The sequence below is a fragment of the Rhizobium sp. ERR 942 genome (genome assembly GCF_007828395.1).
Classification (GTDB): Bacteria; Pseudomonadota; Alphaproteobacteria; order Rhizobiales; family Rhizobiaceae; genus Rhizobium; species Rhizobium dioscoreae.
In genome coordinates, this window is sequence record NZ_VIUA01000007.1 from 144,132 (window position 1) to 168,317 (window position 24,186).

General features: G+C 58.9%; 24 protein-coding genes and 1 pseudogene. 9 read left to right on the forward strand and 16 right to left on the reverse strand.

Annotation, left to right across the window (positions count from 1 at the left end; all coding sequences use genetic code 11):
- The first annotated feature begins 36 nt into the window (after positions 1–36).
- The 7 genes and pseudogenes from FBZ97_RS26765 to FBZ97_RS26795 all read left to right on the forward strand — a co-directional run.
- Positions 37–1,101 (forward strand): hypothetical protein, encoded by a 1,065-nt coding sequence (locus tag FBZ97_RS26765; protein WP_145322905.1) that lies wholly within the window; start codon positions 37–39, stop codon positions 1,099–1,101.
- A 56-nt stretch (positions 1,102–1,157) separates the two neighbouring features.
- Positions 1,158–2,228, forward strand: coding sequence for a hypothetical protein (locus FBZ97_RS26770; protein ID WP_113352215.1), 1,071 nt, complete (start codon positions 1,158–1,160; stop codon positions 2,226–2,228).
- 109 nt (positions 2,229–2,337) lie between these two features.
- The gene (locus tag FBZ97_RS26775; RefSeq protein ID WP_186449556.1) at positions 2,338–2,961 is read left to right on the forward strand and encodes a GAD-like domain-containing protein; all 624 of its coding nucleotides are present in this window, start codon (positions 2,338–2,340) and stop codon (positions 2,959–2,961) included.
- A 149-nt stretch (positions 2,962–3,110) separates the two neighbouring features.
- A complete protein-coding gene (locus FBZ97_RS26780) occupies positions 3,111–3,617 on the forward strand; it encodes a hypothetical protein (RefSeq protein WP_145322908.1) in 507 nt (168 codons plus the stop codon).
- Between the two features lie 43 nt (positions 3,618–3,660).
- Entirely contained in the window at positions 3,661–4,188 is a 528-nt protein-coding gene (locus FBZ97_RS26785; protein ID WP_113352212.1) for a hypothetical protein, read from the forward strand.
- A gap of 474 nt (positions 4,189–4,662) precedes the next feature.
- The gene (locus FBZ97_RS26790; RefSeq protein ID WP_331275821.1) at positions 4,663–5,022 is read left to right on the forward strand and encodes an SMI1/KNR4 family protein; all 360 of its coding nucleotides are present in this window, start codon (positions 4,663–4,665) and stop codon (positions 5,020–5,022) included.
- Positions 4,962–5,468: pseudogene (locus tag FBZ97_RS26795) on the forward strand (integrase core domain-containing protein); the annotation flags it as partial. The gene FBZ97_RS26790 and the pseudogene FBZ97_RS26795, both read left to right, overlap by 61 nt.
- A gap of 357 nt (positions 5,469–5,825) precedes the next feature.
- Here the strand turns inward: FBZ97_RS26795 and FBZ97_RS26800 are convergent.
- The 8 genes from FBZ97_RS26800 to FBZ97_RS26835 form a co-directional block, all read right to left on the reverse strand.
- Complete coding sequence (locus FBZ97_RS26800; RefSeq protein WP_113352210.1) at positions 5,826–7,271, reverse strand: aldehyde dehydrogenase; 1,446 nt, start codon at positions 7,269–7,271, stop codon at positions 5,826–5,828.
- A 27-nt stretch (positions 7,272–7,298) separates the two neighbouring features.
- Positions 7,299–8,084, reverse strand: coding sequence for a coniferyl-alcohol dehydrogenase (locus tag FBZ97_RS26805; protein ID WP_113352209.1), 786 nt, complete (start codon positions 8,082–8,084; stop codon positions 7,299–7,301).
- Between the two features lie 37 nt (positions 8,085–8,121).
- Positions 8,122–9,141 (reverse strand): branched-chain amino acid ABC transporter permease, encoded by a 1,020-nt coding sequence (locus tag FBZ97_RS26810; protein ID WP_113352208.1) that lies wholly within the window; start codon positions 9,139–9,141, stop codon positions 8,122–8,124.
- Positions 9,138–10,034, reverse strand: a complete 897-nt coding sequence (locus FBZ97_RS26815; RefSeq protein ID WP_113352207.1) for a branched-chain amino acid ABC transporter permease — start codon at positions 10,032–10,034, stop codon at positions 9,138–9,140. The genes FBZ97_RS26810 and FBZ97_RS26815 overlap by 4 nt, the downstream gene beginning before the upstream one ends.
- A complete protein-coding gene (locus tag FBZ97_RS26820) occupies positions 10,031–10,759 on the reverse strand; it encodes an ABC transporter ATP-binding protein (RefSeq protein WP_113352206.1) in 729 nt (242 codons plus the stop codon). The genes FBZ97_RS26815 and FBZ97_RS26820 overlap by 4 nt, the downstream gene beginning before the upstream one ends.
- Positions 10,756–11,511, reverse strand: coding sequence for an ABC transporter ATP-binding protein (locus FBZ97_RS26825; RefSeq protein ID WP_246661870.1), 756 nt, complete (start codon positions 11,509–11,511; stop codon positions 10,756–10,758). Before FBZ97_RS26825 ends, FBZ97_RS26820 begins: the two co-directional genes overlap by 4 nt.
- Positions 11,512–11,515: 4 nt before the next feature.
- Positions 11,516–12,826 (reverse strand): ABC transporter substrate-binding protein, encoded by a 1,311-nt coding sequence (locus tag FBZ97_RS26830; RefSeq protein WP_113352204.1) that lies wholly within the window; start codon positions 12,824–12,826, stop codon positions 11,516–11,518.
- A 68-nt stretch (positions 12,827–12,894) separates the two neighbouring features.
- On the reverse strand, positions 12,895–14,346 hold the full coding sequence (locus tag FBZ97_RS26835; protein ID WP_113352309.1) for an aldehyde dehydrogenase: 1,452 nt from the start codon (positions 14,344–14,346) through the stop codon (positions 12,895–12,897).
- Positions 14,347–14,590: 244 nt separating this feature from the next.
- On the opposite strand from FBZ97_RS26835, the gene FBZ97_RS26840 reads away from it, so the two are divergent.
- Positions 14,591–15,487: a helix-turn-helix transcriptional regulator gene (locus FBZ97_RS26840; RefSeq protein ID WP_113352203.1), complete on the forward strand. Its 897-nt coding sequence runs from the start codon at positions 14,591–14,593 to the stop codon at positions 15,485–15,487.
- Positions 15,488–15,511: 24 nt separating this feature from the next.
- Here the strand turns inward: FBZ97_RS26840 and FBZ97_RS26845 are convergent, their stop codons facing one another.
- Together FBZ97_RS26845 and FBZ97_RS26850 are read right to left on the reverse strand one after the other, a co-directional pair.
- Positions 15,512–17,668, reverse strand: a complete 2,157-nt coding sequence (locus tag FBZ97_RS26845; RefSeq protein ID WP_113352202.1) for an acetate--CoA ligase family protein — start codon at positions 17,666–17,668, stop codon at positions 15,512–15,514.
- A 12-nt stretch (positions 17,669–17,680) separates the two neighbouring features.
- On the reverse strand, positions 17,681–18,520 hold the full coding sequence (locus FBZ97_RS26850; RefSeq protein ID WP_113395616.1) for a p-hydroxycinnamoyl CoA hydratase/lyase: 840 nt from the start codon (positions 18,518–18,520) through the stop codon (positions 17,681–17,683).
- A 407-nt stretch (positions 18,521–18,927) separates the two neighbouring features.
- Here FBZ97_RS26850 and FBZ97_RS26855 point away from each other — a divergent pair, with 407 nt between their 5' ends.
- On the forward strand, positions 18,928–19,332 hold the full coding sequence (locus FBZ97_RS26855) for a MarR family winged helix-turn-helix transcriptional regulator (protein ID WP_233788533.1): 405 nt from the start codon (positions 18,928–18,930) through the stop codon (positions 19,330–19,332).
- Positions 19,333–19,376: 44 nt separating this feature from the next.
- Here the strand turns inward: FBZ97_RS26855 and FBZ97_RS34540 are convergent, their stop codons facing one another.
- The 6 genes from FBZ97_RS34540 to benC form a co-directional block, all read right to left on the reverse strand.
- Positions 19,377–19,517 (reverse strand): hypothetical protein, encoded by a 141-nt coding sequence (locus FBZ97_RS34540; RefSeq protein WP_156090770.1) that lies wholly within the window; start codon positions 19,515–19,517, stop codon positions 19,377–19,379.
- A gap of 224 nt (positions 19,518–19,741) precedes the next feature.
- The gene (locus FBZ97_RS26860) at positions 19,742–19,987 is read right to left on the reverse strand and encodes a hypothetical protein (protein ID WP_113352199.1); all 246 of its coding nucleotides are present in this window, start codon (positions 19,985–19,987) and stop codon (positions 19,742–19,744) included.
- Positions 19,988–20,436: 449 nt separating this feature from the next.
- Complete coding sequence (locus tag FBZ97_RS26865; RefSeq protein WP_113352198.1) at positions 20,437–21,375, reverse strand: LysR family transcriptional regulator; 939 nt, start codon at positions 21,373–21,375, stop codon at positions 20,437–20,439.
- Positions 21,376–21,450: 75 nt separating this feature from the next.
- Positions 21,451–22,242, reverse strand: a complete 792-nt coding sequence (pcaD, locus tag FBZ97_RS26870) for a 3-oxoadipate enol-lactonase (protein WP_113352197.1) — start codon at positions 22,240–22,242, stop codon at positions 21,451–21,453.
- 115 nt (positions 22,243–22,357) lie between these two features.
- Positions 22,358–23,143, reverse strand: a complete 786-nt coding sequence (benD, locus tag FBZ97_RS26875) for a benzoate diol dehydrogenase BenD (protein WP_197044226.1) — start codon at positions 23,141–23,143, stop codon at positions 22,358–22,360.
- Positions 23,140–24,168, reverse strand: a complete 1,029-nt coding sequence (gene benC / locus FBZ97_RS26880) for a benzoate 1,2-dioxygenase electron transfer component BenC (RefSeq protein WP_113352195.1) — start codon at positions 24,166–24,168, stop codon at positions 23,140–23,142. Before benC ends, benD begins: the two co-directional genes overlap by 4 nt.
- Between the last annotated feature and the right edge of the window lie 18 nt (positions 24,169–24,186).

Genomic DNA, 24,186 nt, shown 5'->3' on the forward strand with positions numbered 1-24,186 from the left:
CAACGGCGTTGGTGCCGAGGGAGCGAATTCAAAATAATGAGCGAGAAGCTAAAGATCGAATTTACCCGCGCCTGCGCTCGGTCCGAAAGTATCGTGATTGTCAACGCAGTGCAGGAGATATCAGACACTTATGATCCTGATTGCCGAATTTACCGTTTTGAGCATGACGGTAAAGTTGGCGAACAATGGTATTATGACAACTTTAATTTCCACATGCAGGACATAACGTTGTTCCGCAATCCGGATATCGATGCAGCGACTGATTATCTGACCTACATGTCTTCGGAGGGCGACGTATACCACGCGTGGCGAGAAGGTAATTTTCGCGAGAAAATAAAAGGAGCTGGGACTTGGGTCGATGACGCTAAGGGCTACGGTCGCTTGTTTGCTATCTCGCAGATAGGAAATAGGCTTTATGCAGCGGGGGATGGCGGGCAATTCTACATGCGCTATGGGCGAGACGACTGGCGTTTTGTGACGGAGAGCTTGCTTTTTGATCCTGTGAAGTATCGAGAGCAACGCAAAAATCGTCCCAAGACAGATGATCCGGATTATCTGTCCTGGTTGATGGAATCTAAGAAAAGCAAGCCGCGCAACGTTTTATTTAATGGTATCAAAGGTATCGACGAAGACGCGATCTATTTATGTGGAGAAGAGGGTATCAAGCCAATCCTCTGCTTCTGGAATGGCGATACGCTGCATGAACTGAATACCCAACTTTCCGAGGCAGCTCTCACCGGAATATACATAGAAAACTCCGACAGTATCTGGATCTGTGGTCGAGAAGGTGTGTTGCTGCACGGTAGCTATGCTCGCGGCTTTACGCCGGTTTCATTGCGACCGCAGCATAATCTTTTTCATATGATTACACCCTATCGAGGCAAATTGGTCTTGCCATCGAGCACCCGTCCAGGTGAACTCTTCGAGTTCGATCCAAAAACCTCCGATCTGAAGAGATTTTCACCCGCATTGCCGAAACTGCGTGGCGACTACATTTTTTATGCTGGTGCGGTCGCGGACGTTCTTTGGGTCGTTGGTCAGAAGGACATTTTTCGCTTCGATGGAGCCGAGTGGGAACGGATCGAGCATCCGGATCTCTAGCGCATTTGCCAGGAATGAAGGCGCCACGGAGATATGTCCGAAAGACGAGCAACAGCATGATAACATTATCACGAGCGTGCGCAGCATCGGACAACGTAGTTTCCGTTATAACGGTGGTAGGGAATTCCGAGATCTACCAACCTGACGCGCGCGCCTATCAGTACCGCCATCGGGCCGATCTTGGCGAATATTGGTACTACGAAAATTTCCCGCTCAGCGTTCAGGATGTCGTCTATTTTACTGACCACAATTCATCTCAGTCTTATTTCGTTCTATTGTCGGCGGAAGGTGATGTTTATCACTTCGCTTCGCCGGAAAGAATTCAGGAGCGGATCGTCGGCGCAGGCACAACGGCGGATGATTCCAAGTTTTACGGCAAGACTTTGAAAATTTCCCAGATTGGCAATCGGCTTTATGCCTGCGGCGCAGGTGGGCAGATTTACGTGCGTCGTGGCCTGGATAACTGGCGAATGCTATCCGACACGCTATTGAATGATCCCGAGGCAAAGAAACGGTTGCTGGAGAGTGGTCCTAGTTTGGGACAATCTGATTGGAAAGAATGGATAATACAGAAAGCGCTTAATCCGGAAACGCGAGAGGTAGTCTTCTACGATATAAAAGGCCTTTCAGAAGACGCTATCTATGTGTGTGGGACCGAGCGAACAAGGCCCATTCTTTGCTTCTGGGACGGTCGCGAGCTTCAGGAACTTAACGTTCCGCTGACTGAAGCCGCGCTGACGAACATTCATATTGAAAACGCCGAGAGCGTTTGGATTTGCGGTCGTGAGGGCGTTATTCTACACGGAAGCCGCAATCGCGGTTTCGCTCCTGTAAATGCGGATACACGACTGAACCTGTTTCATTCAATTACATCCTATCGTGGTAAGCTCGTCTTGCCTGCAAGCGTTAGGCCAGGCGGCCTTTACGAGCTTGATCCAAGCAGTGGCGAATTTCGCCGATTCCAGCCGCCCCTGCCTCGCCTCAGCAGCCGCGATGATCCTGCATCCATTGACAATGGGCCATTCTTCGCACAATCCGCTGGAGATGTTTTATGGGTAGTTGCGTCAAAGGATATTTTCCGATTTGACGGTCAGGCTTGGGAGCGGATCAAGCATCCGGACATCTAATTGTTGCTTCGATAGGCCTGAAAGTCGCAAGAACGAGAACCGGCTACCAACGCCGAATAGACATTGGCGCGAGCAATTTAGCGAGGTCATATGTCAGCCGTCGAATTTCTTGCAACGCGAGGAGAGCCGCGACAGGCGAAGCGGATTTTGGAAGCAGGGGCCAATAAGGCCCCACGACAGGCTTCCGGCGGATTTGATAGCTTTCTGGGCGAAGCACGTTGTCGGGTATTACGCAGACCGTAATTATTGGTTGTGCATGCCGTTCATGTTTGACGATTTTCTCGCAGTTATATTGGCCGAAGCGCCAAACCTACAAAGTAAGGATTTCGCCGCTTTTGGATATACGAGCCTGGGAACGATCGATCTCTGGAACAGGAACGGGCGTCATTTCACCCTCTCGCTGGATGTTGGGCTGTTGATGGATTTGACCAGTCGCAAGGAAACCGATCCGCTGCCACATGATCTGCACGAGCTATATAGTTTGGCAGGCGTTGAAATGCCGGAAAATGCGAATGAGCTCTTTCTCGAAAGGCGAAAAGCCCCGGAGGCCATCTGGAATATCCTGATGGGAGCCACGTCGTCCGACGCCCATAGATTCATCCAGGATGAGAATGGGCATCAGCTTTTACCGCAACTGCGCAAGGCTCATGGTCAATTGTCGGAAGCGGAACTCTATCTGCGCGAAAATCCCAAGCTTCCTAATATTGCAACCTCCTATCGAAAAACGAGTTGACTAGTTCACTCGCTCGACTTCCTAGCTCATTGCACTATTCATTTGCGGTCGAAATCGACGGGCGTCAGAATATCGTCGACGAGGTCATTCCAGTTACGGCATCAGACCTGTAAGCGCTCAGTGGCATCCGCATGGTGTGGAAAAAGCATGTGAACCCGGAGAACATTTTGTCCGAACCCCATCCTCGCACAATCGCGACCTTAGATAAGCTGGATTCCGTCGAATGGTTCGCCAACGTCGGGAAAAGAGATCAGAACTACGCGAACTATCTAAATTCATGGGACGAGGCCATCGAAGCCTGCTCGGCGCTCGAGCGGGAGAACCTTACCCTGGAAGCCGCCAATCAACTAACGGCGCAAATTAGAGTGAAGAGTAAGGAGAGATTCAATCAGTGGAATGCGGTTCTCAAAATTGTAAAACCACTTTCTGATGCTCTGGTGAGAGTTAAGTCAGAACATATCGCAACATCGAACAAACTGCCTGATTCATTTTTGAGTTGCGTCAGATGGGACATATTCCATTTGTGCATGGAAGCTGAATATTCCGATCTGGTCGAACCAGGATTTTTCTCTTCTCTTTCGTTTTATTATTTCAATGGTCACTTCCCCTGCGGCTTTTCCGGCGTGTTTCCGAAAGGGCGATTTCTAATATACTGAGATGACAAGCCTGATGGAGCCAATATCGTTCCCGAGGTCTTAAATGAACGATACCTATCTTTCACGCTTTTGGGGCAGTGACTATCATATCATCCTCAATGTCGCAGATATCGGGCGCTCGCTGCCGCCTCTTTGGACTGATATTGCGACTGCGGATCAAAGCCGGAGATTGGAAGGCTTCAAGGCGCTGGTGCGTCTAGTTTTTATTCACATGCCAGAGACGAGTAGTCTACTTCTGCAGAGAACGACGGACGCCTATCTCGTCAAAATACGGGGCGACGTGGCTCTGGTTGCCGACCGGCAAGCGGGCGATCAGGTTTTATCCTACAGGGGATTTGCGCCGACTGTTAAACCCAGGTTCGGGGGAAGTGTTGGGGCCTTCTACAAAATGCTCGACGGCTTCTGCGACTTCCATTCTATGGGTGGTCTGTTGCCAGAAAGAGAAATCCGCCCGATAGGCAAGGATGGCAATGATTATTGGACGGAACCTCCTTCAAAGCTCTTTGAGATCGAAGGATTATTTTCATATATTCAACAGCGGTGGAAAGGGACAAGGCTATATCAATCTTAGCAGCACTGTCGATGATGATCCGGAGGGGTTGCTTCTTTGGGTCGATGATGACGAGCCTATGACCGATATGGATTTCTGGGATCTGTTCGATAATTGGACCTCCATCGCCATGGAGGACGATTGATCGAGGCGGCATCCGCATAGTGTAGAAATAGCGTGTGCATCCGAAGGACATTTCCGCCGAACCTTATTTTCGCAAACCGCGATGCTTGATAGCTGGATTCCGTCGAATGGTTCGTAAATGCGTGAAAAAAGGGATCAGAACTACATGCGCTATGTAAATTCATAGGACGAGGTTATTGAAGCCTGAGTTACGGTGATAGTTCGTTTAAATAAGAACGCGCCCTAATTGGCACACCCGATGACCCGTCTCATTGCGGCTGGAGAACCAAAAATTAGTGCACTGTCACCGTAATTCTTATGAGTCTCGAAATGAACGAAGAGCTTTCGAACCTACTTGCGCAACCGGATGAAATGGGAAGGCCCAAGAAGCCGATTACCGAGCAAGATATACAGCTTTTCGAGGACATGGAACATGTTCGCCTGCCGGATGACTTTAGGTCATTCCTGCTTGAGTATGGAGCTCGCGATCTGAACAGCCGGCGCATTTTTGCGTTTAAAAGCAAAGCGAAGTTTGCTGACGGAAAAAGGAAAACCATCTCAGTTGGCGCTATTTCCGGCCCTTTAAAAATGCTGGAAACTCGCAAGCGGTACGTAGACCCGGCGAATAATAATTCCGGCCCGATCGCACGGAGGCGACCCATTCCAACCATGTTTGGGCCATGGACTTCGTTCATGACCAATTGGCCACGGGCCGCAAAATCCGGGTATTGACGGTTGTCGATACCTTCTCGCGCTTCTCGCCAGCAGTCGATGCCCGCTTCAGCTATCGAGGCGAAGACGTGGTGCAGACGCTTGAGCGGGTGTGCCGGCAAGTCGGTTATCCGGCGTCCATTCGTGTCGATAATGGCAGTGAATTCATCTCCCGAGATCTTGATCTCTGGGCCTACCACAAGGGTGTCGTGCTCGACTTCTCGCGCCCAGGCAAACCGACAGACAACAGCTACATCGAGTCATTTAACGGCAAGTTTCGCGCCGAGTGCCTGAACGCTCATTGGTTCATGTGCCCACGCCATTGCGACGCAATGGCGGATGACGACGCGCGTTCGAAGATGGAGGATTGGCGTAGAGACTATAACGAGTTCCGGCCACACAGCGCGATCGGCAACAAGGTTCCGATTTCGCTCATGAATGGCTCATCGGCACCCCCGCCGGCTTGAGCCCTAACCCCGGAAAATTCCAGCGCCCGCTGGCCCAAATTCGGGGAGCACTTCAAATAAACCGCTGGAGCGAACTCAAAACTGGATAAAACTTGGGGCAAGGTCAGGACCTCCATAGCGATGGAAGACGATTAATCGGGCGGTGTCTTTCGAAGCAATCCAAATCAACTTGAGTTTGTAGACTCGTGAGGGGCGGCTATAAAATCCCGCTCGGCACGATGCTCATTGATATCGGCATGAAGCCATGTTCAATGTCTGTCCGCGACCCCATCATGAGGAAACTAGCCAACCCAATAGGTTTTGTTTCACTACGAAATCTAGGGTTGGGCGGCGTTCGCATGCACGCCGCCCGGTTTCTCAGAAGGGATAATGTTGCGCCGAATCCTCGATGGTGATCCATCTGAGATCGGTGAACTCGGCAATCGCAGCCTTGCCGCCGAAGCGGCCGTAGCCGCTGCCCTTCACGCCGCCGAACGGCATTTGCGCCTCGTCGTTCAGTGTTGGACCGTTGATGTGGCAAATGCCAGACTGGATTCGGCCGGCGACAGCAAGCGCCCGCTGCACGTCGCGGCTGAAGACGGCGGATGACAGGCCGTATTCCGTGTCGTTGGCGACACGCACCGCCTCGTCCTCGCTCGCTACCCGGATGATCGGCTTTACCGGACCGAAGGATTCTTCCGAATAAACGCGCATGTCGGGTGTGACGAAATCAAGCAGTGTCGCTTCGACCACGGTGTGGTCGCGCTTGCCGCCGGCCACAAGCTTGGCTCCCTTGGTCTGCGCGTCGGCGATCAGCTCTTCCATCTTCTTGGCCGATTCGAGGCTGATCAGTGAGCCGAGAACCACATGACCGCGCGGATCGCCGGCGGGCAATGCTGCCGCACGCGCCGCCAGCTTGACGACGAAGGCATCCGCGATCGCCTGATGCACGATGATGCGCTCGGTCGACATGCAAATTTGGCCCTGATGCATGAAGGCGCCGAAGATCGCCCCGTTGACGGCTCCATCGATATCCGCATCCTCAAGCACGACAAGCGGGGCCTTGCCGCCGAGCTCGAGCAGCGCCGGCTTCAGATGTTTGCCACTGAGTTCGGCGATAATCTTGCCGACCTTGGTCGAGCCGGTGAAATTGATGCGACGGACAGCCGGGTGGGCAATCAGCGCCTCGACGATACCGGGCGCGTCTTCGGGTGCATTGGTGATGACGTTGATGACGCCGGCAGGCATACCGGCTTCGGTCAGCGCGGTTCCGATCAGCCGCTGCGTACCGGGGCATTGCTCGGATGCCTTGAGGATGACGGTATTGCCGCAGGCAATCGGCATGGCAATGGCACGTGTCGCGAGGATCACGGGTGCATTCCAGGGCGCGATTGCCAGGCAGACGCCGGCAGCCTGGCGCACGCCCAAGGCGAGCGTGCCGGGCTTGTCGGAGGGGATGATCTCGCCGCCTATCTGCGTCGTCATGGCGGCCGCCTCGCGCAGAATATTGGCCGCAAGCATGACGTTGAAGCCGGCCCAGGGCGCCGTCGCCCCCGTCTCTTCCATCATCAATTTCGTAAACTCGCCGACCTTGGAGTCCATGATATCGGCCGCCTTCGCCAAGATCGCGCGCCGCCGACCGGGACCTGTGCTCGACCAGGCGGAAAAGGCGTTGGAAGCGGCCTCGATGGCCGCTGCGACGTCCTCCAGCCCCGCCGCCGGTGCCGTGCTTGCCAGCTCACCCGTGAAGGGATCGAGCCGGTTGTAGGTGCGGCCGCTGGCCGCTGGGCGGTCAGCGCCGTTGATGAGAAGGGAAATGTTCATCTCTTGTCTCCTGATGAGGGCAATATTCTAGAATCCGACCACGTCGGCATTGATGGAGGCTTCCAGCCCGCCATCGACCGGAAGGTTGGCGCCGTTGATCCAGCGCGCACCGTCCGAGCAAAGGAACAGGATCGCGGGCGCGATATCGGCCGACCTACCGGCCCGACCGACGCGGGTGATATCGCTGTCGACGCGGGCATCACCCAGCACGGCGCGGAACTGTTTCAGGATCGGCGTCTCCACGGGGCCGGGGCTGACGGCATTGACGCGAATGCCGCGCTCCCTGAAGAGCGGCTGATGTGCGGCTCGCATCGTCCAGAGCAGCAGCAACTCCTTGGAGAGCGGGTAGCCCTCGTCGTTCTTCAATCCATGTTCGCTGACGAGAGTGGCGACATCCGGAAAACCCTGGATTCCAGTCAACATCTTTGCCCGCTCCAGATTGGCGCGCCAGCCATAGCCGGCGATAGACGCGACATTGACGATCGCTCCACCCTCGCGCAGTCGGAGCGCGAGGGCTTCCGAAAGGGCGCGCAGGCCGTAGAAATTGACAGCCAACGTCGCCGTGACGCCGGTATTTCCGGAGAGACCGGCGACATTGGCGAGCGCGTCGATGCGATTGGGCAGCTGCTTGACTATGTCCTCGACACCGGCGGCGCTCGAAATATCCCCCTTGATGAAGGAGCTGATGCCCGATGATGGTTCGCGGACGTCGACGCCGATAACGTCGGCTCCCATCTGTCCCGCGAGTTCCGCGGCACGCGCGCCGATGCCCGAGGCAACCCCGGTAATGAGGATGGTCTTGCCGAAAAGCATGATTTCACCTTTCTATGAAAGCAGCGAAAGCTCGCCGTTAATGTTTATCCTTGAGGAGATCGGAAAAGGTCAGCCGGTAGCCGACGGGCAGGAGCTGCAGATCGAAACGGCGTTCGATCTCCCCCCAGAGGCCGCGCGGCAAATAGAGCGAGAAGATCACCGCGGCCGCGCCCAGGCCGACCAAGTACCAGACACCCGTTCCGCCGAAGACGGTTTCGATGACGAAGAAGAGAATGGCGCCGAGGATCGCACCCTCGAACTTGCCGATGCCGCCGACCAGCACCATGAAGATCATGTAGGCGGTCCATTGCACGCTGAAATAGGTCTTGGGCTGGAAGGTAACCGCCGTTGCCAGCCACAGCCCCCCGGCAACGGCGATGCCGAAGGCGGCAAGAACGAAGAGTAGCCGTTTCGTCGCCGCGACGCGGACGCCGACGGAGGCTGCCGCGTCCTCATTGTCGCGGATCGCCTGCATGGCGGCCCCTGTCCGGCTGCGCATCAGGGCAAAGAGCGCGCCTAGCAGCCCGACCATGACCGCAAGCGCCAGCCAATAGATCGCCACGCGCCGAATGCCGCTATCATAGGCATTGAGCGAGATCAGCGAGGTTCCTGTTTCGCCCTGAATGAGCCGGTCGAGATTGACGAGCAGATGGGCAAGCTCGGCAAGCACCCACATGCCAATGGCGAATTCGCCGCCCTTCAACCGCAACATCAGCCATGAGAGCGGCAGCGATATCGCGCCGGTGACAATTGCGGCGGCAATCAACGAAATAAAGGGATCAAGCCCGGCATCCGCCAAACGAATGGTGAAATAGGCGCCAAGTCCGAAGAAGACCTGCTGGCCGACGGAAACGAGGCCGCCGAAGCCCGCCAGCGCATTCCACATCGCCGCCAGGATCACATAAATGAAAAGAGTCGTCATGCGATCGGTGACGCCGTCACTCGATATGGCGGGCATGGCGGCGAGAAGCCCAATTACGACGATCATGGCGGCCAAGGTCATTCGCGAGGATGAGGTCCAGCGCTCGATGGAAATTCGGGGTGCGATCGTGCTCATGATGGGCTCCGAAGCAGCGTGCGGATTTTACCGAGGCCCGGGAAACCGAAACGGTGCAGCCGCACGAAAAGAACGAGAAGGAAGGCGACGTGGCCGCCGATCAGGAAACCCTGCGGATGGATCTGGGCACCGATCGATTGCGAAAGCCCGAGCACGATGCCGCCTGCCAAGGTTCCCCAGAGCGAGCCGGCGCCGCCGATGACGGCCGCCTCGAAGGCAAACAGCAGTTGCGGGCCGCCCGAATAAGGGTTGAAGGTCGCCCGCATGGCCAGGAAAGCGCCGGCAATGCCTACGGTGCCCATGGTGATCGCGGTTGCGACGGCATTGACGCGGCGGGCATCGATACCGACGAGGCCGGCGGTATCCGGATCCTCCGCCGTGGCGCGAATGGAACGGCCGAGCGCGAAGCGGCTCAAGAAAAGCTGCAGTCCGCCGATGATGACGATCGCCGTCACCATCATCAGCACGGCAAGCTTGCCGACGAAGACGTGACCGGGCAACTGCCAGGACGCATAGGAGAGATTGCCGATGAAAGGCGCCAGCGAGCGCGTATCCGCCCCGAATTGCTCGAACAGCAGGTTGTCGATGACGATCGACAGGCCGAAGGTCGTGAGGATCGGTAGCAACGTCCCTCCACGCGCGCTGCGCTCGAGGACGAAGCGCTGCAGAAGCCAACCGATGACAGCCATGACAGGCAATATGATCAGAAGGCCGACAAAGGGCGGAATGCCGAGTTTCGCTGCCAGCAGCCAAAGCCCATAGGCGGCGACGATGGCAAGGCTGCCATGCGCGAGATTGATGATGCGCATGACGGAGAACATGAAGGAGAGGCCGCAGGCGATAACGGCATAGTAGCCGCCAAGCAGGATGCCTTGAACGAGGGTGTTGATCACGAAACGCTCCTCTCGGCTGTCGGCCGATGTAGGCCGAAATAGGCCCGGGTCACCTCCTCGCGCGTAACGCCGTTTGCCGGCCTGTCGAGCACGATGTTTCCCTCCAACATGCAGATGACGCGGCTCGCGACGCTCATGGCGCGCGCCAGGTCCTGCTCGACAAGCACGATGGTCGTGCCGGATGAGAGAAGACCCTGCAATTGGTCGTAGACGCGGTCGACGACGAGCGGCGACAGGCCGAGGGAGACCTCGTCGAGCAGCAGGATATCCGGATTGCTCATCAGCGCTCGGCCGATCGCGGTCGCCTGTTGCTCGCCACCCGAGAGGTGGCCGGTCTTGGCGTATCGGCGCGGCTTCAGGTTGGGAAAAGCATCGAAGATCCGCTCGATCGTCCAGTCACCCTCGCGGCCGGCGCTGGTGCCGAGCTGCAGATTTTCTTCCACGGTCATCTGTGAGAACAGCCGCCGCCCCTCCGGCACAAGCGCGATGCCCCTGGCGATACGCCTGTGCGAGGGAACTGCCGTGACGTCTTCGCCGTCGAGCAGAATCTGGCCGGCGGCCGGCAGATGCGCACCGGCAATGGAACGCAGCAAGGTCGTCTTGCCGGCACCATTGGCGCCGACCATTGCCAGCACCTCTCCCTTGGAGAGATCGAAGCTGATGCCGCGCACCGCCTGCAGCAGACCATGCCGAACATCGAGATTGCGAATGGACAGAATGCTCATGCGGGCGTTCCTCCAAGATAGGCGCGCACCACTTCGGTATCGCTCATGACGGCCTTCGGATCGCCATCGGCAATGATCTTGCCGGCATCCATGCAGATCAGCCGTTCGACCACCTGGACGAGGATGTGGACGATATGCTCGATCCAGACGATGCCGATGCCGCGCCGCCGCAGCTCCAAAATGGTCCCGACAAGCTCGCTCGCTTCGCCATCCGTCAGCCCGCCGCCGATCTCGTCGAGCAGCAGCAGACGAGGACCGGTGGCAAGCGCGCGAGCCAGCTCGAGCCGCTTGCGATCGAGCAGGCCGAGCGTATCGGCGCGACGATTGGCAACGCCAAGCATGCCGCAGAGCCGCAGGGAATCGATGACGCGCTCATAGGCTTCATCACGGCTCGATGCCTTGCCGTGGGAGGCGGCGACGAAGACATTCTCGAATGTCGTCATGCCGCTAAAAGGTTTCGGGATCTGATGCGTCCTGACGAGACCGGACCGGCAGCGATCAGCCGCTGTCAAAGTCGTCACATTCCGGCCGTCGAAGATGATCGTTCCGGCACTCAGCGGAAAGGCGCCGGCCAGCGCGCTCAGCAGCGTCGTCTTGCCGGCTCCATTCGGGCCGACAATACCAATCGCATCGCCATCTCCCATGGAAAAATCAAGATTTTCGAGGACCACAAGCGCTCCGAAGCGCTTGCGGATCCCCCTGGCCGACAGGAAATCCTGGCTTGGCCTTTGTCGTTCCTGTTCCCGCACGATAGCCTTACCCATTATAAGCGATGAGCTTGGCTGCGACGGGCACGTTCGGATCGGTGGCATGCTCGGTGACGACATAGTCAAGCGCGAACTTCGAACCGGCTGGGGCCTTGACCCATTGTGTGCCGATGATCGGGCCGGGAGAAACATTGGCGACGGGGCCGCTGGTGAAATCCACCTTGCCGGCGATGGTCGTCGTCTTCAGCCCACTTAGCGCCTTGGCGACAGCCTCCTTGCTTTTCGCATCCGAGGCGGCCTTTAGCGCCTCAAAACCGGCGTCGAGCAGGGATAGGCTGGCGCCGAGCTGCTGGGTCCACTGCTTGCCGCTTGCCGTCTCGTAGCCATCGGCGAGCTCGGACCCCGAAACATCTGTCAGCGTCGACTTGTAGGGAAAAGCCTTGTGCCAATAGGCGGCGCTGGCGATGTTGACGCCGAGGTCGCCGAGCGACTCGATGTCGGATGGAAAGAGCCCGGTCTTGGCGACCTGGCAGATCTTGAACTGCTGGATGAGACCCTGCTGGGCCGCCTGGCGCCAGAAAGCGGCGAAATCCGGCGGAATCGGGAAGCTGTTGAAGATCTCGACGCCTTCCTGGCGGAAGAGCGCGATCTGCGAGGAGAAATCGGTCGTGCCGGTCTCATAGGCGCCGGGATCGACGATGGTGAAACCGGCCTTGGCAAGCGCCGGCGCCAAATTGGCGCGGATGGCATTGCCATCGGCATCATTCGGATACATGACGCCAACCTTCTTGTTGGTCTCGATCAGGTTCCATTGCGATATATAGGTCTTCAGGAATTCGCCGACACCGAAGCCGAAGTGGTAGGTCCATTTGAATGGCGAGGGAGCCCCGGGCTTGGCTCCGCGGCCGAAATACCAGGCTTCCCACGGCATGACCGTCGACAGGCACGGCACGCCGGCGGCCTCGCAGGCATCGGCGACGGGATTGATGGTCTCCGGCGTCGAAACGGCCAGCATCAGATCGACCGCCTGGTTGTTGATCAGATCCTTTGCCAGTTGGCCGGCGCGCGACGGATCGGACTGCGTATCGCGGTCGAGGATATCGACCTTCCATGTCTTGCCACCGGCCCGCAATCCATTGGCCAGCGCCTTGCGCGCGAGATCGAGCACATAGCCATCCGTTTCGCCGAAGCCACCAAGCGGCCCGGTCCGCGGGCTGATGAAGCCGACCTTCAGTGTGTCGTCGGCGGCAAAGGCCTCGCGGCCGCCAAAGGCCAATGCGGTTGTTCCCGCCGCGGCCGCGGCCATGAAATCGCGCCGCGTCAGTCCGCCGCCCAAAATTCGTTCCCTGAAACCAGTCATGCCATTTCCTCCCTTTTGGCGGAGCCCTCTTAACTCCGTATTCCCTCGTTTCTTGCCGATCCGCGGCGTCAGATCGGATAGTTCCGTCTGCCGGAAGCGAGCGTGATCCAGCGCAGTTCCGTGAATTCGTCGATCGCCGCCCGGCCGCCGAAGCGGCCATAGCCGCTCGACTTGACGCCGCCAAACGGCATTTGCGGCTCGTCCGCGACGGTTGCCTCGTTGATGTGGCAGATGCCGGTCTCGATGCGTCTGGCGACGGCGAACGCCTGGTTGATGTCCTGGCTGAAGACAGCTGACGACAGGCCATATTCGTTGTCGTTGGCGACGGTCACGGCTTCGTCGATGCTGTCGACACGGATGATGGCCGCCAGCGGCCCGAAGCTTTCCTCGCGATAGATGCGCATGGCCGGTGTTACGTGATCGATGACGGTCGCGTCGATCAGCGTGCCGCGGGCGTGACCACCGCAGACGACCACCGCGCCCTTCTGTGAGGCATCCTCGACCAGCGCGCGGACACGGCGTGCGGCTTCGGCCGTGATCATCGTCCCGAGCGGCGTGTTGCCGTCGCGCGGGTTGCCGGCCACGAGCGTCTCGGCCTTGACCCTGAACTTCTCCACGAATTCATCGGCGATCTCCTCCATGAGGATGATCCGCTCGGTCGACATGCAGATCTGGCCCTGGTTCATGAAGGCGCCAAAGGCGGCGGCGCGAACGGCCTCATCGATATCGGCATCGGCAAGCACGATGAAGGGCGCCTTGCCGCCAAGCTCGAGCAGACAGCGCTTGAGATGACGCGCGGACGTTTCGGCGATCAGGCGGCCGACGCGGGTCGAGCCGGTGAAATTGATCCGGCGCACGGCCGGATGTGCGATCAAGACCTCGACGATGGCGGCGGCATCCTTCGGCGCATTGGTAACGACATTGACGACCCCGGCTGGAAATCCGGCTTCGCGCATGATTTCGCCGATCAGACAATGGGTCTTGGGGCAAAGCTCGGATGCCTTCAGAATGACCGTATTGCCGCAAGCAAGCGGCATGGCGATCGCGCGCACGCCGAGAATGATTGGCGCATTCCACGGCGCGATCCCAAGACAGACGCCGGCAGGCTGGCGAACCGCCATGGCGAGGCTCCCTGCCTCGCCGGACGGGATGATCTCGCCGGCAACCTGCGTTGTCATGGCTCCGGCTTCGCGCAGCATGTCGGCGGCGAGATCGCAATTGATCCGCGCCCAGAGCGCGGTCGCTCCGGTCTCGCCAACCATCGCCTCGACGAAGCCTGCCGTTCGGGCCGCCAGAATATCGGCGGCCTTGTTCAACAGCGCCCTTCGTTGATGGGGGCCTATTTCGGACCATGCGGGAAAGGCGGCCGCGGCGGCATTGGCAGCGCTGGTCGCGTCGGCCAGAGAGGCGGCCGGTGCGATCGTCGCGACATCGCCCGTCGCCGGATCGATGCATTCGAATGTCGACGCATCCGATGCGTCGAGCGCTTTGTCATTGATCAGCAGTTTCGCCACCAACATCGCGATCATCCGCTCTCTGGCAGGCCACGCTTGCCATCATCTGACTGGGAAGGGATGCACACGGATTCACGCGGCCGGGATGCAGCCTCGTCGAGCATATGTTTCGTGTGGAGACCTCCTCCCAAAGGCTCATGGGAAGAGATTACGTGGTTACCGAGAGCTTTGAATGTGATTTTCTGGGTTAATATTGCAATTATCTGGCAATCATGTCACGTTTTCGTCACCCCAAGCCAAGGAGAATGCATTGGTTTTCGACAGCGGCATCCATCTTCATGCCCGCGGTGAATGGCACGAGCCATCCCTGACGCACCGCACGATCCGCTTCCAAAAAGGTCTTTACGTCTCCTTCCACCATATCGTCCTGCTGCAGGCGGGCAGAGCCACATTTGTCCTTGACGCCGAAGATGAGAGAACCCTGCGGGGGCCGACCATTGCCTATATGCCGCCACAGGCGCGCGGCGAGCTGCATATGGCCGCCGGCGCGGCGAGCTTCCTCGTCGGCGCCTCGCCGCAGATCATGGTCGATGCGATTGGCAATCGAGCAGAATCCTACGCGCTCAGAATTTTCAGCGAGCGCCCCTGGTTCATGATCGAACGCAATATCAACGCCGTCAATGAGGTACAGCCGCTGGTCGCCGGCTTCGTTCGAGAACTCGGCGATCCCGCGCGCGCGTCCTGGATGGCGATTTCGGCCTATATGCGCCTGATCCTTCTGACGCTTTGGCGGGCCGGAGGAGCAGAGACATCGGAGCAGCGCGGGCGCGGTGGCAATGCGTCGATCCTGCAGCGATATCGGCAGCTGGTGGAAGCCTGGTTCCGGCAGCATCGGCCGATCACGGACTATGCGCGAGAACTCGGCGTCACGACCGATCGCCTGCACGCCATCTGCCAGGGCGCGCTCGGGCGCTCCCCTGTGCAATTGCTGCATGAGCGGGTGGTGCAGGAGGCAAAGTTGCGGCTGGAGCGCTCGGCCCGCACCGTGCAGGAAATCTCGGACGGGCTTGGCTTTCGCGACCCGACCTATTTCAGCCACTTCTTCAAACGGAAGACCGGCTTTTCGCCGGCGGCCTATCGTGAGGTTGCCCGTAGTAGCGAGGTCGCGGAAAGCACGCTTTCGTCGGGCTATGCCGATTGGCCGTAATTTCGAGCGGGCAGGCTTTGCGGCTCAAGCGTCGGTAGGCTTGGTTACTGCCAACATCAAGGCATCCAGCGCCACCGCACCTTCGCCGTCGGGATAGATCACGACAGGATTGAGGTCTATTTCCCGGATAGCCGGTTCGGCCAGCAGCAGCTGGCCGAGCGCAGCGATGATGCGGGCGGCGGCATTCACGTCGAGCGGCGGCGAGCCGCGGAAACCGCGCAGCAGAGGCGCATTCTTCAGCCGATGTAGCTCGCGGCTGATAGCGTCTTCTGGCAGATCGGGCGTCAGAATCCGAACATCCTTCAGGATTTCAGCCGTAACGCCGCCAAAGCCCGCCAGGATCACGGGTCCCCAGTCAGGGTCGTTGCGTGCTCCGATGATCAGCTCGATGCCGCGTTTGCACATGGCTTCGATCAGTACGCCGTCCAGGGTAAGGCCTGGGCGATGGCGCGCGATATCGGCATGCAGCTTGCTCCAGCCCTCCTGGAGGCTGGCTGCGTCCGACAATCCAATGACGACACCGCCGGCGTCGCTCTTGTGGCTGAGCTCGGGCGATTGCGCCTTCAGCACCACCGGATACCCAATCGCGCCGGCTGCGGTGAAAGCTTGTTCGAGGGTTGTTGCCAGGCGGCCTTCAGGAAACGGAATTCCAAGCGGCGCTAGCATTTGCTTGGCTTGATATTCGGGAATGACACCTCCCTGCCAGGGGAGGCCGGCAATCGCGACCGGAGCGGAGGTGTAGGTGGCAATGTCACTCGCCGCGAACGCATCGATGCGCTTCAGCGCGCGGAAGGCCCGTTCTGTCGATGGGAAATAGACGATACCGAGCGCCCGCAACTGCGCAATATAGTTCGCCGGGATGGGGGCTCCCTCATCAAGCCCGGCGAAGATCAGCGGCTTTGTCGGCTTGCGCTCTCGCACGGCTTTCAGGATCGGCGGCAGTTTGATGGCTAGGGTGACGGGATCGGTCTGGATGATGCAAGCGACAATGCTGGCGAACCGGGTATCGTCGAAGAGGGCCGTGAGCGTTCTGTCGTAAAGGTCCGGCTCCACGAGACCCTGTGCCGTCAGATCCAGCGGATTGCTGACACCGACGAAGGGCGGCAGAACAGCGCGCAGCGCTGGCGCTGTCTCATCGTTAATTGGAGGAAGATCCAGTCCAAGCTCCTCACACAGGTCGAGCGTCAGCGCCTTGAACGCGCCGGATTCGCCAAGCACCGCGAGGCCTCCAGCCGGAGGCGCCAGGCATCGCAGAGCGATCTCGGCGATGTCACCAAGTTCCTCGAGCGTTTCGGCCAGGATAACGCCGGCATGGGCGACCTTGGCGCGCATGAGCTGATAATCGCCGGCCATGGCACCGGTGTGGGTCGCGGCGGATTCACGCGCCGCGCTGCTCCGGCCGGGATGAAGAAGGACGATCCGCTTTCCCCTCGCATATGCTTCGCGCGCCGCGGCAAGGAAACGGGCGGGCTTGCGGAATTGTTCGACGATCATCGCGATGACCCGCGTGGAGGCATCCTCCACCAGAAATTCCACATAGTCCTCGACGCCGCTTGCAGCTTCGTTGCCGGTGGAGACGGAATAGGAGAGGCCCAGATCACGGCTGGCGAAGGTCACGCCGAGGACGGCGGCCATGGCGCCGCTCTGCGAGACTATCGCGATACCCGGCCGATCGCCCAGTGCCTTTGAAGCGGTTTCGATAAAGGTCAGGGGGATGCGGTCAACATGGTTGACCATGCCGAGGCAGTTCGGCCCCTCGATCACCATTCCGACTTCCGCCGCCATGCGGGTGATCTCGCGTTGTTCGGCCACCCCTTCCTCACCGCCCTCGGCAAAGCCCGCCGAAAAGATCACCGCCGCGCCAACGCGGCGACGGGCAAGCGCCTCGATCGAGGAAAGCACGGCAGCGCGCGGAACGGCAAGAACCGCCGCATCCACCCCGTCCGGAAGGTCACTGATCGAGGCGAGGCAGGGCCGGTTGCCGATTTCGGTCCGTTTGGGGTTGATCAGATGAATGGCCCCGGCATAGCCGCTGCGATCGAGGTTGGAAAGTACCGAAGCGCCAAGCGCGCCGGGCTTGTCGGAGGCGCCGACGATCGCCACCGATCTCGGGCGCAGCAGCCGTTCCATGGAGCCGCTAGGAAGAGCCGATGGGTGTGCGCTGGTGATCTCGACCGTCATGTAAGGCTCTCCTCAGGCCTGATGCTTGGATTTGTCATAGGCACCCAGACCGGGCTTGTACGTCTTGTCGTCGATGAACTGCTTGATACCTTCCTTGCGTCCCTCGTTATCATAACTGTTGGCCGCTTCCTGGGCGCGGACGAGGTAATCCTCCGCATTGTCGTAAGTCATCTCCCGCACGCGCCGAATGACATCCTTGGTGGCTTTGAGCGCGACGGGGTTCTTTTGCAGCAGGATGTTGGCGACATCGGTTACCCGCGCTTTCAACTGTGCAAGCGGTAGGGACTCGTTGACGAAGCCCCATTCGGCCGCCTTCCTGCCGTCGATGTTTTCGCCGGTCAGCGCGTGATACATGGCGTTGCGGAAGGATGTAAGTTCGCTCGCCACCTTGGCGGCGCCACCGCCGGGCAGGATGCCCCAGTTGATTTCGCTCAGTCCGAATCTGGCTTCATCGGCGGCAAAGGCGAGGTCGCAGGCGAAAAGAGGTCCGTAACCGCCGCCGAAGCACCAGCCATTCACCATGGCGATGGTCGGTTTCTGATACCAGCGCAGCCGACGCCACCAGCCGTAGCTTTCGCGCTGCGCCTTTCGCGTACCCTGTAGACCGTAAGCCTCGGTCTCGCGGAAATATTCCTTGAGATCCATACCTGCTGACCAGGCCGTGCCCTCGCCGGAAAGAACCAGAACACCGACATCGGCCCGAAACTCGAGCCCATCCAGAACCTCCGTCATGCGCCGATTGAGCGTGGGGCTCATCGCGTTGCGTTTCTCCGGGCGATTGAAGCTGACCCAGGCGATGCCGGCTTCAACGGTAAAGGCGACGGTATCTTTTTCGGGATGCTCTGTTGTCATGATGGTGTCCTTCTTGCCGCCAGGGCCTGCACATCAAGGGGAGCGGGCCGCAAGGAGGTGACCCGCATCGAATGCGGTAAGCTGTACCGGGGCCGTTTGACGGCAGCGCGATCGAAATGAAATTCCTCTCATCTCCGCCGGCGGCAATGCGGTTAACGAGACGTGGAGCGCGCTGTAGCGTCGCTGATCAACGGATCGCGGCGCTGCTGCCGATATTCTTCAAAAGAAAATTCCTCCAATACCGGCATATGACCTCCTCGCCGATAATGTTATGTCTCATAGCATTGTTTGATTGTTATGTGCAATAGCATTATAGGCGAATTATGGATATCGACACCCGTGCATCAAGATTGAGCGACCCGCTTGACGCTTTGCTTGGCTATCAGCTGAGGAGGGCATCCAATGTGATGATGGCCGACCTGGGCTCAAGGCTTCAGGCCATTGAACTCAGGCCGGTCGAAGCTTCCATTCTGACACTGATCGATGCCAATCCCGGCTGTACCCAGAGCGATCTTGGACGTAGCCTCGGCATCCAGCGTGCCAACATGGTTCCCCTGATGGTCGGGCTGACCAAGGCCGGGCTTGTCGACCGGGCTCCGGTCGGCGGCCGATCGCGGGCTCTTCGCCTGACAAGGACCGGCTCGGCGAAACTGGAGACGGTGCACGCCATCATCGAGGCGCACGAGGCGCGGTTTCGGCGTCTTTTCGCGCCCGAGCTTAGGGAGGCAGCGTTGGAAGTCCTGCGAGGCATCCGGCAAGAAGGCGAAGGGGTCTCGCGCCAGTATGATCGGGAACCGCCGGCCGGTGCTTGATGGGGCTCGAGCCGCGACGGCTGGCCGTCGGGGCGCTGTACCAATTATCCTGCCGCGGCAAGCTCACGGCGATAGCCGACATCGATGACGATTCGTCCGCCGGAGGCCCTCGAAACGCAGGCGCACATGCGTGAATTTTCCTGCCGCTCGGCTTCGGAAAAGAAGACATCTCTATGGTCGATCACGCCATCTGTTTCCACGATCTTGACGGCACAGTGCCCATATTCTCCATCGGGAATCGAAAACCATGCCGACGCCCGCCTCCAGCCATACGTCTAACATCGATTGATCGGCCCGAACCCGAACAGGAGCACCGAGCTCCGCGACTTCGACATGGAAGGCGTGCTCTGCAAAGCGACCATTATCGCCGAAGACCTCGCAGCGCAGCCGGCTCATGGAGCGGCCACCTTTATGCTGAGCCTGGCGCGCCGCTTCCAGGAGGGCCGCGCGGGCCGCAGATATGGGCCTCGTCATCTGGTGGCAGGGCCGCGAATTCGGCATCGAGATCCGGTATTTCGCCGTCATCTTCAGCAAAAACCTGCAGCCGCTCGTCAAGCAGTGCGGCAAACTCGTCGAGAAAAGCCATCTGGTTGCGGATTTTCGCGGCATAGGCCAGCCGGAGCGTCTTCGCCCGTGAGGCGAGTACTTTTGCCATGCCGTAGATCGGGGTAATCCCGATACCGCCGGCAATCAGGGGTAGCGGGAGGCGTGCCAGGAAAGCTCGAAGCGGTTTTCGGGTTCGGTCAGTTCTATGTCGTCACCCGATGGCTTGGATCCAGGATTATTCGCCTCAAAAGCCGCGCACCGTCCTGTCGTCTCTGGTGATGACCAGGCGGCCAAGGAAGAGCTAAGGCTCGACTAGAGTCGGCGGAATTTTGGCCTCGCACGTCCGTGGTCGATCTCATGATTGGGCATGCTCATTGTATCGATTGCTCGCGCTTTTAGTCCCGCATGAACTCTAGCAGGACAGGGACTCGCCGTCCTTATCGTTCGCGGTACCCTCGAGAAGATATTGCGGCGCGTAGCTCGAGCGGCGGAATTCACGGCCTCAAAGCACGCTTAATTGCGCCCAAGATCGAGCATAAACGCAAGCATTTTATCGAATTACTCACCTTTGCCGTCAAGTTTCACATTGGACAATTGGAGCCAAGGAGGATTGTCGGCGTACATCTCGCGGATCAAACGCTTGATTTGCTCGATCCGGGCGTTGGGCTCATTGTGCCGATAGCTCATGATCACCGGGGAGGTCGCTCTTTCCTCCGCGATTGTCCGATAGCACACGTCATCTGGCCGCTGCCGTTGAGATGCAGCAGGGATGAGACAGACTCCGGCGCCGGCGGCGACCATGCCTAGCGCACCCTGGATGTCGCGAACCTCCTCGACCTTCGAGATCCCAATTCCGAACTCTGTAAACAGAGATAGAACTTCGTCGGCGAAACTCGGCCGCGGCGCAGAAGGATAAAGAATGACAGTTTCCTGCGAGAGCGAGGCAAGGTCAATTGGCTCTTCGGAAACAGACAAGGGGTGAAACTTGGGTATCGCCGCGACAAGGCGCTCTTCGCGAAGCGTAAGACGTTCGACCTCCCTATCGTTGAACCTGACCCTACCGAAGCCGAGATCAATACGTCGCTCCTTCAAAGCGCTGACCTGCTCCGTCGACATCATCTCCCGAATTTCGATATCAAGATCGGGCCAGACCTGCCTCATACGCCGAACCAGATCAGGAATGCCGCCGTAAAGCGTTGAGCCCACGCATCCGATAACAAACCGCTCGCGTTTCGAGCTGCCGATCTTGCGGGTCTGATCAATAATATGCTCAGTCCGTACGAGGATATGGCGAGCCTGCTCATAGAGAAACCGCCCGGCCTCCGTCAGCGCGATCGGACGTTGATTGCGATCGATCAGTTGTACGCCCAGTTCTTCCTCAAGCTGCTGAATTTGTCGGCTAAGCGGCGGTTGGGCTATATGGAGCAGATCGGCAGCTCGTGAGAAGTTCCGCTCACGCGCCACCGTTACGAAATATCTAAGTTGGCGAAGATCCATCCGCTGGCCTCCCGATGCATCTTTTGGGACTATCGCTGGCGATCGCCAGGCCGTCCAGCCGGATTGCATCGGCCGTTACCGGCATAAAAAATCACAAACCGCCGCATTGAAAGCGTCTGGACTCTCCACGTTTAAAATATGTCGGCCTGGTAGGCAAAGATGACGGCCGTCGCACACCCCCTTTGCTATCGCTTCCAGATCGTTCGGCGGACATACACTATCATCGGCACCGGACAGAGCGAGGATCGGGTTCGAGATCGAGCCAATATCCTCTCGGAGGTCTGCATCCCGCAACGCTTCGCAGCAGCCGAGATAGCCTTCCTTGGAGGTCCTCGAAAAGCTATCAAGTACCCTCGCGGTTGCGTCGGGGTGGGAGGCGCGAAACTCCGGCGTGAACCAGCGCTCGGCCGTGGCGGGCACCAAAGCCTCCAAGCCGCTGGCCCTGACGTCATCGATCCTCGCTGTCCAACCTTCGGCACTCCCGATCTTGGCCGCCGTTGCGCAAAGTATTATTTTCTCAAATCGAGCCCGATGATGGATCCCGAGCCACTGTCCCGTCAGGCCACCGATGGAGAGACCACAGAAGTGGGCACGCGGGATACCGAGAGCGTCCATTAGCGAGATCACATCACCGCCGAGGTCGGCAAGCGTATAGGGCCGAGGGGGTGCGGATGACAACCCGTGCCCCCGGCGGTCATAGCGCAGAATCCTGAAACTGTCAGCGAGTTCGCGAATTTGGCGATCCCACATGCGCAGGTCCGTGCCAAGCGAGTTGCAAAATATAAGCCAGGCCTTGTCGGAGGTCTCGCTAGTAGTACCGTCAACTCGATAATGCAGGCGATGCGTTGGTAGGTCTAGGAATGACATTAGATCAACGTAACGCCCACTGAAACGCACTAAGCGGAGCGTTGTCTATTGTGTCATTCACACCAAAGTCGCACATTGTCTCCTCCCGAGTTGCTACGCATTCAAGAACACGAGGTCAGCCGAGGTCGCCTCCCGCGACCGGCAGTATGCTTCCAGTAATGTATGAGGCCTCGTCGGAAGCCAGAAATAGGATTGGCGCGGCCTGCTCGGCGATGCTGCCATAACGCTTCATGAAGCTTGATTGCCTTACCTGCGCGACGACCTCGCCCATCCAGGCCTTTTCCTCGTCGGTGTCGCCTTCAGCGTTCCGAGGGATAGCCCGTGCGGGAGCTTCCGTACCGCCGGGCGCGGTCGCCACGACACGGATGTTCCGTTCAGCCAGCTCCATGGCTAGCGACTGGGTGATGGCATTGATGCCGCCCTTGGCCGCCGAGTAGGGCACGCGATGAATCCCCCGGGTGGCATTCGATGATACGTTGACAATAGTGCCGCCGCCGCGCGCCAGCAGATGCGGGATCACCGCGTGGCATCCGTAGAGCGTCGGCATCAAGGATCGACGTATTTCCGCGTCGATCTGCGTCGGCTGGAATGCTTCGTAGGGACGCATTCGGATCGCTCCGCCGACGTTGTTAATCAATACATCGATGCCGCCGAAGGTTTCTACGGCAAAACGCATCGCAGCCGATGCGCCTTCGTAGGTCTCCAGATCGGCCATGAACGACGCCGCGTGCGTGCCTGCCTCGCGCGCCACTTCCCCGACAAGATCGGCGCGATCCACCAGCACGACGCGAGCACCTTCTTCGGCGGCGCGTATGGCCACGGCACGCCCAATGCCTTGCGCCGCGCCCGTCACAACGAGTACCTTGCGAGCAAAGCGGTCTCGATAGGTGGTCATCGCTATGCCGCCTCTTTCCCAACCGCATTGGGCGTGAACTTCTCGTAGTAGAAGCTGCTAGGGCTGACACCATTGTCATTAAAGTGCTTGCGCACCGCATCGACCATGGGCGGCGGGCCGCAAAGGTAGACGTCGACATCACCGCCGTGCAGGACTTCCGCGGGCATATGCTGCGTTATCCAACCTTTGCGCGGGTGGCTGGACGTGTTTTCGGCGACGACGGTGCTGAAGCTGAAATTCGGCAGGCGATCGGCATAAGCCTCTATCACGTCGACGAGAACGAGATCGAGATCTCGCGTCACCCCATAGATCATATGGATCGACTGGTCAGAGCCGGCGCGAGCGAGCGTTTCAAGCATCGAGAGGAAGGGCGCGAGCCCTGTCCCGCCAGCAAGAAACAACAGGGGACGTTTCACTTCACGCAGATAGAAACTTCCCAGCGGGCCCGTCAGGTCAAGCTTGTCGCCAGGCTTCGCGCCGGCGAGCCAGCCGCTCATCGCACCGTTGGGAATCCGCTTGATGAGAAAGGCGACGCGCTGATCACCCGGAGCCGAGGAGAAGGAGTAGGAGCGGTTCTGACCATAGCCGGGAACGTCGATATTGACGTATTGGCCGGGCAGGAAGGCCGGTAAGGATGCCGCATCCACTCGCAGTTCAAGGACAATCGCAGCATCTAGGTGCGGCGTCACGGCGGTAACGGTGGCCGCGAACTTCTGATGGCCGGTCTTGCAGGCAAGCGAGGTCGCGGGCACTGAAAGAACGCAATCCGATGTCGGTCTCATCTGGCAGGTGAGCACCAGACCGCTTTCCGCCTCGTCCGCGGTCAGGGCGTCGTCGATAAAATCATCACCGAGGTCGTAGCTGCCGCTTTCAGCGCGGCACTTGCACGTGCCGCACACGCCGTCGGAGCAATCCATCGGGAGGTTGATCTTGGCGCGATAGGCAGCGTCGAGAACCTTCTCGCCGCTATTGCATCCGATGAAACGGGTAACGCCGTCCTCGAAGTTCAAAGCGATGTTGTAGCTGGTCATGGAAGCCTCCTCATGCGT